This is a genomic window from Streptomyces sp. NPDC051041 (assembly GCF_044456065.1).
Taxonomy (GTDB): Bacteria; Actinomycetota; Actinomycetes; order Streptomycetales; family Streptomycetaceae; genus Streptomyces; species Streptomyces glaucus.
Genome location: NZ_JBITFM010000017.1, coordinates 119,943 through 135,273 on the forward strand (window position 1 = coordinate 119,943; position 15,331 = coordinate 135,273).

A 15,331-nucleotide genomic window follows, 5' to 3' on the forward strand; every position below is an offset into this window, starting at 1 on the left:
ACTCGCCAGGGTGATTAATTGCTCCATTCGCCTGGATTGTCTATTCCCTTCCTTTACTCAGCATTACGATCCATTTACTGAGCGTTGATTCATCCCGCCGCTGCACGCCGTGACCCACGGCCGCGACCCCTCCCGCCCCATGCGGGAGACCACCTGTTCCGCGACCGCGTAGCCCCGGAGGAGACGGGAAAAATGTCAGCCTGCGTCCCCACTCGCGCCGTCGACCCGGCCGGACCCGACCGCGCCCGCCGATCCCACAGCCCGCCACCGTCCCGGCCCCGCCGCTTCCGCATCGCGGGCGCCGACGTCTCGGCCTCGATCGCGGTCTTCCTGATCGCGCTGCCCCTGTCCCTCGGCATCGCCCTCGCCACCGGCGCCCCCCTCCAGGCCGGCCTCGTCGCCGCCGCGGTGGGCGGCATCGTCGTCGGACGGCTGGGCGGCTGCCCGCTCCAGGTCAGCGGTCCCGCCGCCGGACTCACGGTGGTCACCGCCGACCTCATCCACCGCTACGGGTGGCGCACCACCTGCGCCATCACCGTCCTCGCCGGCCTCGCCCAACTCGGGCTGGGCTGCCTGCGCGTGGCGCGCAACGCGCTCGCCGTCAGCCCCGCCATCGTGCACGGCATGCTCGCCGGCATCGGCGTCACCATCGCCGTCGCCCAGTTGCACATCGTCCTCGGCGGCACCCCGCAGAGCGCGGTCCTGGACAACCTCCGCGCGCTGCCCGCCCAGTTGGCGGACCTGCGCCCCGCCTCGGTGTCGGTGAGCGCGCTGACCCTGGCCCTGCTGCTGCTCTGGCCACGGCTGCCCGGCCGGGCCGGCCGGCTGCTGCGCAAGGTGCCGGCCGCGCTCGTCGCCGTCGCCGGCGCCACCGCGGCCGCCGCGCTCGCCGGGCTCCGCCTGCCCGAGGTGGACCTGCCGAGCTGGAGCAGCCACGCCCTGGCCGCGCTGCCCGAGGGCCCGGTGCTCGGCCTGGTCGCCGCCGTGCTCACCACCACGCTGGTGTGCAGCGTGCAGTCGCTGCTCGGCGCGGTCGCCGTGGACAAGCTGGTGGCGGCCCGGCCGGGCCCGCCCGTCCGCGTCGGCCGCGCCGACCTGGACCGCGAACTGCTCGGACAGGGCGCCGCCAACATCACCTCCGGCGCGCTCGGCGGACTGCCCGTGGCCGGTGTGGCCGTGCGCAGCACCGCGAACGTGAACGCGGGTGCCGTGAGCCGGAACTCCACGATGCTGCACGGCGTTCTCGTGGTGGTCGCCACGCTGCTGATGGTCCCGGTCCTGGAGCTCATCCCGCTCGCCTCGCTCGCCGCCCTGGTGATGGCCGTCGGCATCCAGATGGTGTCCCTGAACCACATCCGCACGGTGACCCGCCACCGCGAGGTGCTGGTGTACGCGGCCACCGTCCTCGGCGTCGTGACGTTCGGCGTCCTGGAGGGCGTGGCCCTGGGCATCGCCGTGGCCGTCGGCGTCGCCCTGCACCGCCTGACCCGCACCCGCATCACCCACGAGGAGCGGGAGGGAGTCCACCACGTCCAGGTCCGGGGACAGTTGACGTTCCTCGCGGTGCCGCGGCTCAGCCGGGCCCTGCACCTCGTGCCCCACGGGGCCGACGCCGTCGTCGAGTTGGACGGGTCGTTCATGGACCACGCGGCGTTCGAAACCCTGCAGGACTGGCAGAACACGCACACCGCGCACGGCGGCACCGTCGAGATCACCGGCCGCCGCCCCGGCACGCGCATCGCCGAACCGGACGACTCGTCCGGCTGCCGCTGCCGCCCCTGGACCCCCTGGCGCAACCACCAGTGCGAACGCCCCCGGCCCACCCCGCCCCAGGACGGATCCGGGAACACCGCCGACGCGCCGAGCGGCCACGAACTGGCGCGGGGCATCAGCGCGTTCCAGCGCAACACCGCGCCACTGGTGCGCGGTGAGCTGGCCCGGCTCGCCCGGGAGGGGCAGCGGCCCTCGCAGCTGTTCCTCACCTGCGCGGACTCGCGCCTGGTGACCTCGATGATCACCTCCAGCGGTCCGGGCGACCTGTTCGTGGTCCGCAACGTGGGCAACCTCGTGCCGCTGCCCGGCGAGGAGAGCGGCGACGACTCGGTGGCCGCCGCGATCGAGTACGCGGTGGACGTGCTGAAGGTGCGGTCCATCACGGTCTGCGGGCACTCCGGCTGCGGAGCCATGCAGGCACTGCTCGACTCCGAGCCCCGGGGCGCCCGGACACCGCTCAAGCGGTGGCTGCGGCACGGGCTGCCGAGCCTGGAGCGCATGGCCGACGGCGACCGTCCCTGGGCCCGGCTGGCCGGCCGCGAACCCGCCGACGCGGTCGAGCAGCTCAGCCTGACCAACGTGGTCCAGCAGCTGGAGCACCTGCGCGCCCACGACTCGGTGGCCCGGGCCCTGCGGGAGGGCGAGCTGGAGCTGCACGGCATGTACTTCCACGTGGGAGAGGCCCAGGCCTACCTGCTCACCGAGGCCGACGGCGACCGGGTCTTCGACCGCGTACGGGAGGTCGGCCAGCCCGCGTGAGGACGACGCGGCGACGGACGCGGTGCGGGGCTCCGCCCACCGGGCGGAGCCCCGCGCCGCGGCACCGGCCGACGCGAGGGCCGAACCGCCGACCTGCACGGACCGGCACAGGCCGACACGATGGAGACGCACCCGCAGAGCCGGATACCGGCACGGACCGGCACGGCGGGAGTCCACCGCGGGGCTCCCTGCGGCAAGATCCGACATGCCGGCATCCGACAGGACGGGAGCCGGCACGCCGAGGGCCGGCACGCCGGGAGAGCGGCATCCGGGCGCCCCGGGTGTGAAAGGCGTTACAGCACCTGAACTGCGGCCGGTCCGCGTCCGTGGGTACGGGTGACCCAAGCAGCCGCACCCCAGCCGCAAGCCACCGGGAGACCTCCGCCGCGCGACCGGAACACCGCCGGGAACACCCGGCACCATCCCGCAACCGCCTCACCAGAGGTCTAAACCAATTTTCCATCGGCCCTTGTCAGCGGGCCGCCCGGTCTGATGAGCTGTGGCCTGGGACACAGCGGACAACCCTGAGAAAGGGAGATGTCGTGAGCAACGAAAGCCTGGCCAACCTGCTCAAGGAAGAGCGCAGGTTCGCACCCCCCGCCGACCTGGCCGCCCACGCCAACGTCACCGCGGAGGCGTATGAACAGGCCAAGGCTGACAGGCTCGGCTTCTGGGCCGAGCAGGCCCGCCGGCTGACCTGGGCCGAGGAGCCGACGGAGACCCTCGACTGGTCGAACCCGCCGTTCGCCAAGTGGTTCAAGGACGGCACGCTCAACGTCGCGTACAACTGCGTGGACCGGCACGTGGAGGCCGGGCACGGCGACCGGGTCGCCATCCACTTCGAGGGCGAGCCCGGCGACTCCCGCTCGATCACCTACGCCCAGCTCAAGGACGAGGTCTCCAAGGCCGCCAACGCCCTGCTGGAGCTGGGCGTGCGCAAGGGCGACCGGGTCGCCGTCTACATGCCGATGATCCCCGAGACGGCCGTGGCGATGCTGGCCTGCGCCCGGATCGGCGCCACCCACTCGGTGGTCTTCGGCGGCTTCTCGGCGGACGCGCTCGCGACCCGCATCCAGGACGCCGACGCCCGGGTCGTGATCACCGCCGACGGCGGCTGGCGGCGCGGCAAGCCGTCCGCGCTGAAGCCGGCCGTCGACGAGGCGGTCGGGAAGGCGGGCAGCGTCGAGCACGTCCTCGTCGTGCGCCGCACCGGCCAGGAGGTCGCCTGGACCGAGGGCCGCGACCTGTGGTGGCACGAGCTCGTCGGGCGGCAGCCGGCCGAGCACACGCCCGAGGCGTTCGAGGCGGAGCACCCGCTGTTCATCCTCTACACCTCCGGTACGACGGGGAAGCCGAAGGGCATCCTGCACACCTCCGGCGGCTACCTCACGCAGACGTCGTACACGCACTGGGCGGTCTTCGACCTCAAGCCGGAGACCGACGTGTACTGGTGCACCGCCGACGTCGGCTGGGTCACCGGGCACTCGTACATCGTCTACGGCCCGCTCGCCAACGGCGCCACCCAGGTCATGTACGAGGGCACGCCGGACACCCCGCACCAGGGCCGCTTCTGGGAGATCGTGCAGAAGTACGGCGTGACGATCCTCTACACCGCGCCGACCGCGATCCGCACGTTCATGAAGTGGGGCGACGACATCCCCGCGAAGTACGACCTGTCCTCCCTGCGCGTCCTCGGGTCCGTCGGCGAGCCGATCAACCCGGAGGCGTGGGTGTGGTACCGCAAGCACATCGGCGCCGACCGGACGCCCGTCGTCGACACCTGGTGGCAGACCGAGACCGGCTCGATCATGATCTCTCCGCTGCCCGGGGTGACCGAGGCCAAGCCCGGCTCCGCGCAGCGCCCGCTGCCCGGCATCTCCGCGACCGTCGTCGACGACGAGGCCAACGAGGTCCCGAACGGCGGTGGCGGCTACCTGGTCCTCACCGAGCCGTGGCCGTCGATGCTGCGCACCATCTGGGGCGACGACCAGCGGTTCATCGACACGTACTGGTCGCGCTTCGAGGGCAGGTACTTCGCCGGGGACGGGGCGAAGAAGGACGAGGACGGCGACATCTGGCTGCTCGGCCGCGTCGACGACGTGATGCTCGTGTCCGGGCACAACATCTCCACCACCGAGGTCGAGTCCGCGCTGGTGTCCCACCCGTCGGTCGCCGAGGCGGCCGTCGTCGGCGCGGCGGACGAGACCACCGGGCAGGCGATCGTGGCGTTCGTGATCCTGCGCGGCACGGCGGCGGAGACCGAGGAACTGGTCGCCGAGCTGCGCAGCCACGTCGGCGCCACGCTCGGCCCGATCGCCAAGCCCAAGCGGATCCTGCCGGTCGCCGAGCTGCCGAAGACCCGCTCCGGCAAGATCATGCGGCGCCTGCTGCGGGACGTCGCGGAGAACCGCCAGCTCGGCGACGTCACCACGCTCACCGACTCCGCGGTGATGGACCTCATCCAGGCCAAGCTCCCGGCGACGCCCAGCGAGGACTGAGCCGACTGAACCGCGCCCGGAGGGGGCACCCGGCACGGAGCCGAGGGTGCCCCCTTCCGCGCCCGCGAGGCGCTGTGGATGCGCCCCCGGGCACCTTTAGGTAAGCTAACCAAAAACAGTGATCACTCCATGGTGTGCCGGGAAGTCTGGTCGGCATGTGCTCCGTCCTGCCCACCGACCGGAGGTTTCCCCATGACCGCCCCCCGCACCAGCAGCTCCCGCAAGGTCTTCGGACGTCTCTCGCTCCCCGAGCGCACCTTCGTCGCGGACGCGCTGCGCACCGAGACGGTCGGCGGCGTGCTGCTGCTCGCCGCCGCGATCGCCGCGTTGATCTGGGCGAACGTTCCCGCGCTACACGACAGTTACAAAGACGTCAGTCACTTCCATTTCGGCCCCGACGCCCTCGGCCTGAACCTGTCCGTCGCGCACTGGGCGGCCGACGGACTCCTGGCCGTCTTCTTCTTCGTCGCCGGCATCGAACTCAAGCGCGAACTGGTCGCCGGCGACCTCAAGGACTTCAGAGCCGCCGTGCTGCCGGTCGTGGCGGCCCTGTGCGGTATGGCCGCACCGGCGCTCGTCTACACGCTCACCAGCGCCGCCGGCGGCGGCTCCCTGGCGGGCTGGGCCGTGCCCACCGCCACGGACATCGCCTTCGCGCTGGCCGTGCTCGCCGTCATCGGCACCTCCCTGCCCAGCGCCCTGCGCGCGTTCCTGCTCACCCTGGCCGTCGTCGACGACCTGTGCGCCATCCTGATCATCGCGGTGTTCTTCACCGACCGCCTGGACTTCGCCGCGCTCGGCGGCGCCGTCGCCGGCCTCGCCGTCTTCTGGCTGCTGCTCAGGAAGGGCGTGCGCGGCTGGTACGTGTACCTCCCGCTGGCCCTGGTCGTCTGGGGGCTGATGTACAACAGCGGCGTCCACGCCACCATCGCCGGCGTCGCCATGGGCCTGATGCTGCGCTGCCACCGCCGCGAGGGCGAGGAGCACTCCCCGGGCGAGCGCGTCGAGCACCGCGTCCGCCCCCTGTCGGCGGGCCTGGCCGTACCGCTGTTCGCGTTGTTCAGCGCGGGCGTCTCGGTCTCCGGCAGCGCGCTCGGCGAGGTGTTCACCCAGCCGGAGACGCTCGGCGTGGTCCTCGGGCTCGTCGTCGGCAAGACGCTCGGCATCTTCGGCGGCACCTGGCTGACGGCGCGTTTCACCAGGGCCTCGCTCAGTGACGACCTCGCCTGGGCCGACGTGTTCGCGGTGGCGACCCTCGCCGGCATCGGCTTCACCGTGTCCCTGCTCATCGGCGAACTCGCCTTCGAGGGCGACGCGGCGATGACGGACGAGGTCAAGGCGGCCGTCCTGACCGGCTCCCTCGTCGCGGCCCTGCTGGCGGCGGTGCTGCTGAAGATACGGAACGCCAAGTACCGCAGGTTGTCCGAGGCCGAGGAGCGCGACGACGACCACGACGGCGTGCCCGACATCTACGAGGAGGACGACCCGGCCTACCACCTGCGCATGGCCGGCATCCACGAGCGCAAGGCCGCCGAGCACCGCAGGCTCGCCGAGCTGAAGGCCGCGCAGCGGCACGGGCTTGCCGAAGTGCCGGGCGGGGCAGGCGAGGACACGGACGGTCCGGCATGATCTGACGAGACGGTACAAAAGACGGGACCGTACGCAGTCGGACACACGTCAGGCCGCCACGGAACCGCACTCAGAAGAGGGAGACCGCGATGAGCGCACCCGACGGCAGCCCGGTCGGCGCCGAACGCAGCATCGGACAGCTGTTCGCCTCCGCGACGACCGAGTTGTCGGCGCTGGTGCACGACGAGATCGCGCTGGCGAAGGCGCAGCTGAAGCAGGACGTCAAGCGCGGCGCGACGAGCGGCGGCGCGTTCACGGTGGCCGCCGCGATCCTGCTGTTCTCGCTGCCGATGCTGAACTTCGCCCTCGCGTACGGCATCCGGACCTGGAGCGGGTGGAACCTCGCGGTCTGCTTCCTGCTGTCCTTCGCGGCGAACGTGCTGATCGCGGCCGTCCTCGCGCTGATCGGCGTGGTCTTCGCGAAGAAGGCCAGGAAGGGCCGGGGCCCGCAGAAGGTCGCCGCCTCCGTGAAGGAGACGGCGGGCGTGCTGCAGAAGGCCAGGCCGCACCCGCGGCCGGCGCTGGAGGACCGGTCCCCGCAGACCGTCGAGGCTGTGGCACGCTCGTCCTCATGACGGGCTCCTCCCTCCCTTCGGGGCATTCCCCCTCGGCGCACCCCGCCTCGGTCGTACGGCTCGGCATCCCCGGCGGGTACGAGGTGACCCACCGGGACGTGGCCGCCAACGGCGCGCGCTTCCACATCGCGGAAGTCGGTGACGGCCCGCTGGTGCTGCTGCTGCACGGCTTCCCGCAGTTCTGGTGGGCCTGGCGGCACCAGCTGGGCGCGCTCGCCGACGCGGGCTTCCGGGCGGTCGCCATGGACCTGCGCGGCGTCGGCGGCAGCGACCGCACCCCGCGCGGCTACGACCCCGCCAACCTCGCCCTCGACATCACCGGCGTCATCCGCTCCCTCGGTGAGCCGGACGCCGCGCTGGTCGGCCACGACCTGGGCGGCTACCTGGCGTGGACGGCGGCCGCGATGCGCCCCAAGCTCGTCCGGCGCCTCGCGGTGACCTCGATGCCGCATCCCCGGCGCTGGCGTTCGGCGATGCTCTCGGACGTCCGGCAGACCCGGGCGGGGTCCTACGTCTGGGGGTTCCAGCGGCCCTGGATCCCGGAGCGGCAGCTGACGGCCGGCGACGGCGCGCTGGTGGGCCGGCTCATCCGGGAGTGGTCGGGTCCGCGGCTGCCCGACGAGGAGGCGGTGGCGGTGTACCGCCGCGCGATGTGCATCCCGTCCACGGCGCACTGCTCGATCGAGCCGTACCGCTGGATGGTGCGGTCCCTGGCCCGCCCGGACGGCATCCAGTTCAACCGCCGTATGAAGCGGCCCGTTCGGGTGCCGACCCTGCATCTCCACGGCTCCCTCGACCCGGTGATGCGGACGCGGAGCGCGGCCGGCTCCGGGCAGTACGTCGAAGCCCCGTACCGCTGGCGGCTGTTCGACGGGCTGGGCCACTTCCCGCACGAGGAGGACCCGGTGGCGTTCTCCTCCGAGCTCATCAACTGGCTGAAGGACCCCGAGCCCGATCGGTGACCGACGGGGCCGGTGCGCCCCCTGGGAAACGCGATCGGCAACCGGACGAACGCGCCCGGTATCCGGACCCGCGTCCGCGTCACGAACACTTGTCGCACGAACGGCCACTTGCCCGCCGCATAGGCCAATTGGGGGCCCGGGGAGCGGTTATCGACCTTGGGGCGGGGGCACACGTCGGGGTATGGGCTGGACGCACGACTACAGTGACGCAGCACGCGACCGCCGCTCCGCCGGCGGTGTGAGCACCCACCAGCGAAGCGGCTCGCCGCAGTTGCCGGGCTCGGACCCGAGGGTGGGGATTCCGCACATCCTGCGCCGCCGGGCCCGCTGGGTCTCGGTCCGCCTGCGTCACTCCCGCGGCTGACCCGGCAGGCCCCCGCCGGCCCTACAGCGCGCAGCTGTCGCTGTCCACCTGCTGGTTCGCCGTCCGTCCCCGGGCGATGTCCTCCCGGATCTCGTCCGCGGTGAGCGCGTACCCCGTCTCCGCGTCATCGAGGGACTTCGCGAAGACCACGCCGTAGACCTCGCCGTCGGGCGTGAGCAGCGGGCCGCCGGAGTTGCCCTGGCGCACGGTCGCGTAGAGCGAGTACACGTCGCGGCGGACGGTGCCGCGGTGGTAGATGTCCGGGCCGTTGGCCGTGATGCGGCCGCGCACGCGCGCGGCGCGGACGTCGTAGGCGCCGTTCTCCGGGAAGCCCGCGACGATCGCGCCGTCGCCGCTGCCCGCGTCCTCGGCGGCGAACCGCAGCGCGGGCGCGTCCAGGTCCGGGACGTCGAGCACGGCGATGTCGCGCCGCCAGTCGTAGAGGACGACCGTGGCGTCGTACACGCGGCCCTCGCCGCCTATCTGCACGGTGGGCTCGTCGACGCCGCCCACCACATGGGCGTTGGTCATGACGCGGCGCTCGGCGAAGACGAAGCCGGTGCCCTCCAGGACCTTGCCGCAGCTCTGCGCGGTGCCCATCACCTTGACGATGGAGCGCTGGGAGCGCGCGGCGACGGCGCTGCCCGCCAGGGCCGGGTCCGGGGGCCGCACCTCGGCGATCGGCTCGTTGGCGAACGGGCTGAAGACCTGCGGGAAGCCGTTCTGCGCGAGGACGGAGGAGAAGTCCGCGAACCAGGTGTCGGCCTGCGCGGGCAGCGCCCGGGAGACGCCGAGCAGCACCCGGGAGCTGCGGACCTCCTTGCCGACCGTCGGCAGCGTGGTGCCCGCGAGGGCGGAGCCGATCAGCCAGGCGACCAGCAGCATCGCTACGACGTTGACGAGGGCGCCGCCCGTCGCGTCCAGGGCGCGGGCCGGGGACCAGGTGATGTACCGGCGCAGCTTGTTGCCGAGGTGGGTGGTCAGGGCCTGGCCGACGGAGGCGCAGACGATCACGACGACGACCGCGGCGACGGCGGCGGCGGTGCCGACCTCGGCGTCGTCCGTCACGGCGTCCCAGACGGCCGGCAGCACGTAGACGGCGGCGAGACCGCCGCCCAGGAAGCCGATCACCGACAGGACGCCGACGACGAAGCCCTGGCGGTAGCCCACGACCGCGAACCAGACGGCGGCGACCAGCAACAGGATGTCCAGCACGTTCACCGCTTCAGGCCTCGCCTCGTCGTCTTCCGCCCACACCAGCCCGGTCCGGGGCTCCGGCCCGCCGCGCGGCGGCCGGACGCAGCGTCCCGGGGAGAACACCGTACGCGGGCCACCCTGTCACGACCGCCAGTCGAGCGGGACCTGCCTGTTCCTGTCCCAGGGGCGCTCCCAGCCCGCGTAGTGGAGGAGCCGGTCGATGATTCCGGCCGTGAAGCCCCACACGAGGGCCGACTCGACCAGGAACGCCGGACCGCGGTGGCCGCTGGGGTGGACGGCGGTGGCCCGGTTGGCGGGGTCCGTGAGGTCCGCCACGGGAACGGTGAAGACCCTGGCGGTCTCGTTCGGGTCGACGACCCCGACCGGGCTGGGCTCGCGCCACCAGGCCAGCACCGGGGTGACGACGAAGCCGCTGACCGGGATGTAGAGCCTGGGCAGGACGCCGAAGAGCTGCACGCCGGCCGGGTCGAGCCCGGTCTCCTCCTCGGCCTCGCGCAGGGCGGCCCGCAGCGGGCCGTCGGCCTGCGGGTCGCCGTCCTCGGGGTCGAGGGCGCCGCCGGGGAAGGAGGGCTGGCCGGCGTGGGAGCGCAGGGAGCTCGCCCGCTCCATGAGCAGCAGCTCCGGCCCGCGCTCGCCCTCGCCGAACAGGATCAGCACGGCCGACTGCCGCCCCGCGCCGTCCTCGGGGGGCAGGAAGCGGCTCAGCTGTCCCGGCCGGACCGTCTCCGCCGCGCGCACCACCGGGTCGAGCCAGGCCGGCAGACCCTCCTTGCGGAGCGCCGCGCCCCGTGTGTTGCTCGCTCGCGCCATCACCACCCCCGTCGTTCCGCCGGATCCAACGCGCGAGGGCCCCGAGATCGTTCCCGGGCGGGCGTACGGGGCCGCCTCGGCCGGTCCGTCATCCGGTGGCCCCCAGCGGCGGCGCCGGCCTGCCGCCCGCGTCCAGATACGCCTGCGGGGGCCTCAGGCGCTGCCCCGGGAAGCCGCCCTTCTCGTACTTGAGCAGCTTCTTCGCCTTCTCCGGGTCCGTCTCGCCCTCGCCGTAGGCCGGGCACAGCGGGGCGATCGGGCAGGCGCCGCAGGCGGGCTTGCGGGCGTGGCAGATGCGGCGGCCGTGCCAGATGACGTGGTGCGAGAGGTCCGTCCAGTCGCTCTTGGGGAAGAGCGCGCCGACGGCGGCCTCGATCTTGTCGGGGTCGGTCTCGTCGGTCCACCGCCAGCGGCGCACCAGGCGCTGGAAGTGCGTGTCCACGGTGATGCCGGGGCGGCCGAAGGCGTTGCCGAGCACCACGAAGGCGGTCTTGCGGCCGACGCCGGGCAGCTTGACGAGGTCCTCCAGCCGGCCCGGGACCTCGCCGCCGAACTCCTCCACCAGCGCCTTCGACAGTCCGATCACCGACCTGGTCTTGGCCCGGAAGAAGCCGCACGGGCGCAGGATCCCCTCGACCTCCTCGGGGTCGGCGGCGGCCAGGTCCTCGGGGGTGGGGTACCGGGCGAACAGGGCGGGGGTGGTCTGGTTGACGCGCAGGTCGGTGGTCTGGGCGGACAGGACCGTGGCGACCAGCAGCTGGAAGGGGCTGTCGAAGTCCAGCTCGGGGTGGGCGTACGGGTAGACCTCGGCGAGTTCGCGGTTGATCCGGCGGGCGCGGCGGACCAGGGCCGTGCGCGACTCGCCGCGCGGCGCCCCGCCGGCGGTCCGCGCACGGGCGGCGCCTTCGGCCGGAGCGGGCTCTCCGGAGGCGGCGCCCTCGGCCGGGGCGGTCCTCCCGGCGGCGGTTTTCTTCCCGGTCGTCGTCTTCTTCACCGGAACCCTCTTTGCCGCTTTCGCCGTTTCACTGCCGCTGCCGGGGCCTTGTTCGCCCACGGCGGAATCGCGACGCACAACCATCCGCGCAGCCCCCTCGGCCTGTGCTCTCACCGGCGATTTGGACACCCGGTCAGCCTACGGCCCAGCACCGACATCCGCCGCAGGCCCCGGGGATCGGCGTCCGATCGGGCCCCTGGCGCGTACCCCGGGACACATGTGCGGCATCCTTGTGATAGATCACACTGTTTGGACTGTCCGGCAAAATGGGCACCACGGTCCCCTGGTGCACGGGGGAGCAAGATCCCCTGAGCAGGTCGACAAGGAGAGAACTCGTGGACGACGTTCTGCGGCGCAACCCGCTCTTCGCGGCGCTCGACGACGAGCAGGCCGCGGAGCTCCGCGCCTCCATGAGTGAGGTGACCCTCGCCCGTGGCGACTCGCTGTTCCACGAGGGCGACCCCGGAGATCGCCTGTACGTGGTGACGGAGGGCAAGGTCAAGCTGCACCGCACGTCCCCCGACGGCCGCGAGAACATGCTGGCCGTCGTCGGTCCCGGCGAGCTGATCGGCGAGCTGTCGCTCTTCGACCCGGGCCCGCGTACGGCGACCGCCACCGCGCTGACCGAGGTCAAGCTGCTCGGGCTGGGCCACGGCGACCTCCAGCCCTGGCTGAACGCCCGTCCCGAGGTGGCCGCGGCGCTGCTGCGCGCCGTCGCGCGCCGTCTGCGCAAGACCAACGACGCCATGTCCGACCTGGTCTTCTCGGACGTCCCGGGCCGGGTCGCCCGCGCCCTGCTGGACCTCTCCCGCCGCTTCGGCGTGCAGTCCGAGGAGGGCATCCACGTCGTCCACGACCTGACGCAGGAGGAGCTGGCCCAGCTGGTCGGCGCGTCCCGCGAGACGGTCAACAAGGCCCTGGCGGACTTCGCCCAGCGCGGCTGGCTGCGCCTGGAGGCCCGCGCGGTGATCCTGCTGGACGTGGAGCGCCTCGCCAAGCGGTCCCGCTGACGCCGGGTCCCGGCCGTACGTCCCGGAGTCCCGCCTCCCCGGAGGCGGGACTTCGCGCGTGTCGCCGCCGTGCTCCGGGGCCGCCGCCCCGGCTCCCGTCAGATGTCCTCGGATCGTCGCGGGATGAGCCCGTGCTCCTCCAGGTAGTCCAGCTGCGCCCGGACCGACAGTTCCGCCGCCGGCCACAGCGAGCGGTCCACGTCGGCGTACACGTGGGCGACGATCTCGGACGGCGTCCGGTAGCCGTCCTCGACGGCCGTCTCGACCTGGGCCAGCCGGTGGGCGCGGTGGGCGAGGTAGAACTCGACGGCGCCCTGGGCGTCCTCCAGGACGGGGCCGTGGCCGGGGAGCACCGTGTGCACGCCGTCGTCGACCGTGAGCGACCTGAGCCGCCGCAGGGAGTCCAGGTAGTCGCCGAGGCGGCCGTCGGGGTGCGCCACCACCGTCGTACCGCGGCCCAGGACCGTGTCGCCGGTCAGGACGGCCCGGTCGGCCGGGAGGTGGAAGCAGAGGGAGTCCGCGGTGTGCCCGGGGGTCGGTACGACCCGCAGCTCCAGGCCGCCGACGGTGATCACGTCTCCGGCGGCCAGGCCCTCGTCGCCCAGCCGGAGCGCCGGATCCAGGGCGCGCACGCGGGTGCCGGTCAGTTCGGCGAACCGGGCGGCGCCCTCGGCGTGGTCGGGGTGGCCGTGCGTCAGCAGGGTGAGGGCGATGCGCCGGCCGGCCCGCTCGGCCGTGTCGACGACCGCGCGCAGGTGGCCCTCGTCCAGCGGTCCCGGGTCGACCACGACGGCCAGGCCGGAGCCGGGCTCCGAGAGGATCCAGGTGTTCGTCCCGTCCAGGGTCATCGCGGAGGCGTTGGGCGCGAGGACGTTGACGGCCCGCGCGGTCGCGGGACCCGTGCGGACTCCGTCCCGCGGCCGGCCGGGCAGAACGCTTGCGTCCGTCATGCGGGGACTCCCCCGGTCTCGGTGGTGGTCGGGACGTGCCGGGTGAACTCGTCGTGGCCGGGCCAGGAGAGCACGATCTCGCCGTCCACCAGGCGGGCCCGGGCCAGGACGGGGGTCAGGTCGCGTCCGGGCGCGTCGGCCAGCGCCTCGGCGGCCGTGGCGTACGGGACCAGCCGGCGCAGGGTCGCGACGGTCGGCGGCATCATCAGCAGCTCGCCCCGGTCGTAGCCGCCGACCGCGTCCGCCGGCCGGATCCACACCGCGCGGTCGGCCTCCGTGGAGGCGTTGCGGGTGCGCTGCCCCTCGGGGAGGGCGGCCACGAAGAACCACGTGTCGTAGCGGCGGGGCTCGAACTCGGGGGTGATCCAGCGGGCCCAGGCGCCCAGCAGGTCGGAGCGCAGGACCAGGCCGCGACGGTCCAGGAACTCCGCGAAGGACAGGTCGCGGGCGACCAGGGCGGCGCGGTCCGCCTCCCAGTCGGCGCCCGTGGTGTCGCCGACCACGGAGTGGGGGTCCGGCCCGGCGAGGAGGACGCCCGCCTCCTCGTAGGTCTCCCGTACGGCCGCGCAGACGATCGCCTGGGCGGCGGCCCCGTCGACGCCGAGCCGGTCCGCCCACCACGCGCGCGGGGGGCCCGCCCAGCCGATGTCCCGGTCGTCGTCGCGCGGGTCGACCCCGCCGCCGGGATAGGCGTACGCGCCTCCGGCGAAGGCCATGGAGGCGCGTCTGCGCAGCAGGTGGACGACGGGGCCGGAGCCGGTGTCCTTCAGGAGCATGACGGTGGCCGCGCGCCGGGGGGTGACCGGTGTGAGGGTGCCGGCCGCGAGCGCGCGGATGCGGTCCGGCCACTCCGGTGGGTACCACTGCCCATTCGCCATGGCCGGAGGCTATCCCGAGACGGGCGGATGTTCGAGTGGCCGCCGTCCCCGGCGCCCGCCCGGGCGCCGGCGGCGCGGAACGGCCCCGGCGCGGACGACCGGTCCGGCCGGGCGCCCCCGCCGGGGCCCCGCCCCGGCCGGGCGTCCCCGCGCCCGCGTCCGCCGCGTGGCGCTACTCCTGTGTCAGCTCCACCTGGATCTCCACCTCCACGGGGGCGTCCAGCGGCAGCACCGCCACGCCGACCGCGCTGCGCGCGTGCACGCCCCTGTCGCCCAGGACCTCGCCCAGCAGCTCGCTCGCCCCGTTGACGACACCCGGCTGGCCGGTGAAGTCGGACGCGGAGGCCACGAAGCCGACCACCTTCACCACGCGCGCGATGCGGTCCAGGTCACCGGTGACGGACTTGACGGCGGCCAGGGCGTTCAGCGCGCACGTCCGCGCCAGGTCCTTGGCCTCCTCCGGCGTGACCTCGGCGCCCACCTTGCCGGTGACGGGCAGCTTGCCGTCCACCATGGGGAGCTGGCCGGAGGTGTGGACGTATCCGCCCGACTGCACGGCCGGCTGGTACGCGGCGATCGGCGGCACGACCGCCGGCAGCGTCAGGCCCAGCTCGGCCAGCCGCGCCTCGACCGCGCTCATCCCTGCTTCTCCCGCTTCAGGTAGGCCACGAGCTGTTCGGGGTTGTTCGGCCCGGGCACGACCTGGACGAGCTCCCAGCCGTCCTCGCCCCAGGTGTCCAGGATCTGCTTCGTGGCGTGGACGAGCAGCGGCACGGTCGCGTATTCCCACTTCTTGGTCATGCGGCCGACTCTAGCTGTATTGACCACGAGCGTTGTTAACACTGGTGGGTCTTGATCATGGCGAAGACCTCCGCTGTGGTGGAGCTGTCTAGGACTGCACCGCAGGGAGG

The 15,331-nt window shown here is 73.3% G+C and carries 14 protein-coding genes; 7 read left to right on the forward strand and 7 right to left on the reverse strand.

Going from position 1 to position 15,331, the window contains the following annotated elements:
- Positions 1-192: 192 nt before the first annotated feature.
- From ACIBAI_RS23485 to ACIBAI_RS23510, 6 genes are all read left to right on the forward strand, one after another.
- The gene (locus ACIBAI_RS23485; RefSeq protein ID WP_399037098.1) at positions 193-2,532 is read left to right on the forward strand and encodes a bifunctional SulP family inorganic anion transporter/carbonic anhydrase; all 2,340 of its coding nucleotides are present in this window, start codon (positions 193-195) and stop codon (positions 2,530-2,532) included.
- 542 nt (positions 2,533-3,074) lie between these two features.
- Positions 3,075-5,030 carry an acetate--CoA ligase gene (gene acs / locus ACIBAI_RS23490; RefSeq protein WP_399037099.1) on the forward strand — a complete coding sequence of 652 codons (1,956 nt, stop codon included), beginning with the start codon at positions 3,075-3,077 and terminating at the stop codon, positions 5,028-5,030.
- A 192-nt stretch (positions 5,031-5,222) separates the two neighbouring features.
- The gene (gene nhaA, locus ACIBAI_RS23495; protein ID WP_399037101.1) at positions 5,223-6,659 is read left to right on the forward strand and encodes a Na+/H+ antiporter NhaA; all 1,437 of its coding nucleotides are present in this window, start codon (positions 5,223-5,225) and stop codon (positions 6,657-6,659) included.
- Between the two features lie 89 nt (positions 6,660-6,748).
- Positions 6,749-7,234, forward strand: a complete 486-nt coding sequence (locus ACIBAI_RS23500; protein ID WP_399037103.1) for a phage holin family protein — start codon at positions 6,749-6,751, stop codon at positions 7,232-7,234.
- Entirely contained in the window at positions 7,231-8,196 is a 966-nt protein-coding gene (locus ACIBAI_RS23505) for an alpha/beta fold hydrolase (RefSeq protein WP_399037105.1), read from the forward strand. Before ACIBAI_RS23500 ends, ACIBAI_RS23505 begins: the two co-directional genes overlap by 4 nt.
- A 181-nt stretch (positions 8,197-8,377) precedes the next feature.
- Positions 8,378-8,560, forward strand: coding sequence for a hypothetical protein (locus ACIBAI_RS23510; protein ID WP_399037107.1), 183 nt, complete (start codon positions 8,378-8,380; stop codon positions 8,558-8,560).
- Between the two features lie 21 nt (positions 8,561-8,581).
- Here ACIBAI_RS23510 and ACIBAI_RS23515 read toward each other — a convergent pair whose 3' ends face one another.
- From ACIBAI_RS23515 to nth, 3 genes are all read right to left on the reverse strand, one after another.
- Positions 8,582-9,781, reverse strand: a complete 1,200-nt coding sequence (locus ACIBAI_RS23515) for a MarP family serine protease (protein ID WP_399037108.1) — start codon at positions 9,779-9,781, stop codon at positions 8,582-8,584.
- 117 nt (positions 9,782-9,898) lie between these two features.
- A complete protein-coding gene (locus tag ACIBAI_RS23520) occupies positions 9,899-10,588 on the reverse strand; it encodes a CoA pyrophosphatase (RefSeq protein WP_344606570.1) in 690 nt (229 codons plus the stop codon).
- Positions 10,589-10,676: 88 nt separating this feature from the next.
- Positions 10,677-11,666 carry an endonuclease III gene (gene nth, locus ACIBAI_RS23525; protein ID WP_399037110.1) on the reverse strand — a complete coding sequence of 330 codons (990 nt, stop codon included), beginning with the start codon at positions 11,664-11,666 and terminating at the stop codon, positions 10,677-10,679.
- Positions 11,667-11,917: 251 nt separating this feature from the next.
- On the opposite strand from nth, the gene ACIBAI_RS23530 reads away from it, so the two are divergent.
- Positions 11,918-12,592, forward strand: coding sequence for a Crp/Fnr family transcriptional regulator (locus ACIBAI_RS23530; protein ID WP_029382547.1), 675 nt, complete (start codon positions 11,918-11,920; stop codon positions 12,590-12,592).
- 98 nt (positions 12,593-12,690) lie between these two features.
- On the opposite strand, the gene ACIBAI_RS23535 is transcribed toward ACIBAI_RS23530, so the two are convergent.
- From ACIBAI_RS23535 to ACIBAI_RS23550, 4 genes are all read right to left on the reverse strand, one after another.
- Positions 12,691-13,542 (reverse strand): MBL fold metallo-hydrolase, encoded by an 852-nt coding sequence (locus tag ACIBAI_RS23535; RefSeq protein WP_399037111.1) that lies wholly within the window; start codon positions 13,540-13,542, stop codon positions 12,691-12,693.
- Positions 13,539-14,420: an NUDIX hydrolase gene (locus ACIBAI_RS23540; RefSeq protein WP_399037113.1), complete on the reverse strand. Its 882-nt coding sequence runs from the start codon at positions 14,418-14,420 to the stop codon at positions 13,539-13,541. Before ACIBAI_RS23540 ends, ACIBAI_RS23535 begins: the two co-directional genes overlap by 4 nt.
- A gap of 172 nt (positions 14,421-14,592) precedes the next feature.
- Positions 14,593-15,060, reverse strand: a complete 468-nt coding sequence (locus ACIBAI_RS23545) for a RidA family protein (protein WP_399037115.1) — start codon at positions 15,058-15,060, stop codon at positions 14,593-14,595.
- A complete protein-coding gene (locus tag ACIBAI_RS23550) occupies positions 15,057-15,221 on the reverse strand; it encodes a DUF4177 domain-containing protein (protein WP_344606582.1) in 165 nt (54 codons plus the stop codon). Before ACIBAI_RS23550 ends, ACIBAI_RS23545 begins: the two co-directional genes overlap by 4 nt.
- Positions 15,222-15,331: the final 110 nt, after the last annotated feature.

Bases quoted from the DNA above. Each gene is read 5' to 3' on its own strand.
- ACIBAI_RS23485 (WP_399037098.1), top strand. From the start codon at position 193: ATGTCAGCCTGCGTCCCCACTCGCGCCGTCGACCCGGCCGGACCCGAC.
- nhaA (WP_399037101.1), top strand. From the start codon at position 5,223: ATGACCGCCCCCCGCACCAGCAGCTCCCGCAAGGTCTTCGGACGTCTC.
- ACIBAI_RS23500 (WP_399037103.1), top strand. From the start codon at position 6,749: ATGAGCGCACCCGACGGCAGCCCGGTCGGCGCCGAACGCAGCATCGGA.
- ACIBAI_RS23505 (WP_399037105.1), top strand. From the start codon at position 7,231: ATGACGGGCTCCTCCCTCCCTTCGGGGCATTCCCCCTCGGCGCACCCC.
- ACIBAI_RS23510 (WP_399037107.1), top strand. From the start codon at position 8,378: ATGGGCTGGACGCACGACTACAGTGACGCAGCACGCGACCGCCGCTCC.
- ACIBAI_RS23520 (WP_344606570.1), bottom strand. From the start codon at position 10,588: ATGGCGCGAGCGAGCAACACACGGGGCGCGGCGCTCCGCAAGGAGGGT.
- nth (WP_399037110.1), bottom strand. From the start codon at position 11,666: ATGGTTGTGCGTCGCGATTCCGCCGTGGGCGAACAAGGCCCCGGCAGC.
- ACIBAI_RS23535 (WP_399037111.1), bottom strand. From the start codon at position 13,542: ATGACGGACGCAAGCGTTCTGCCCGGCCGGCCGCGGGACGGAGTCCGC.
- ACIBAI_RS23540 (WP_399037113.1), bottom strand. From the start codon at position 14,420: ATGGCGAATGGGCAGTGGTACCCACCGGAGTGGCCGGACCGCATCCGC.
- ACIBAI_RS23545 (WP_399037115.1), bottom strand. From the start codon at position 15,060: ATGAGCGCGGTCGAGGCGCGGCTGGCCGAGCTGGGCCTGACGCTGCCG.
- ACIBAI_RS23550 (WP_344606582.1), bottom strand. From the start codon at position 15,221: ATGACCAAGAAGTGGGAATACGCGACCGTGCCGCTGCTCGTCCACGCC.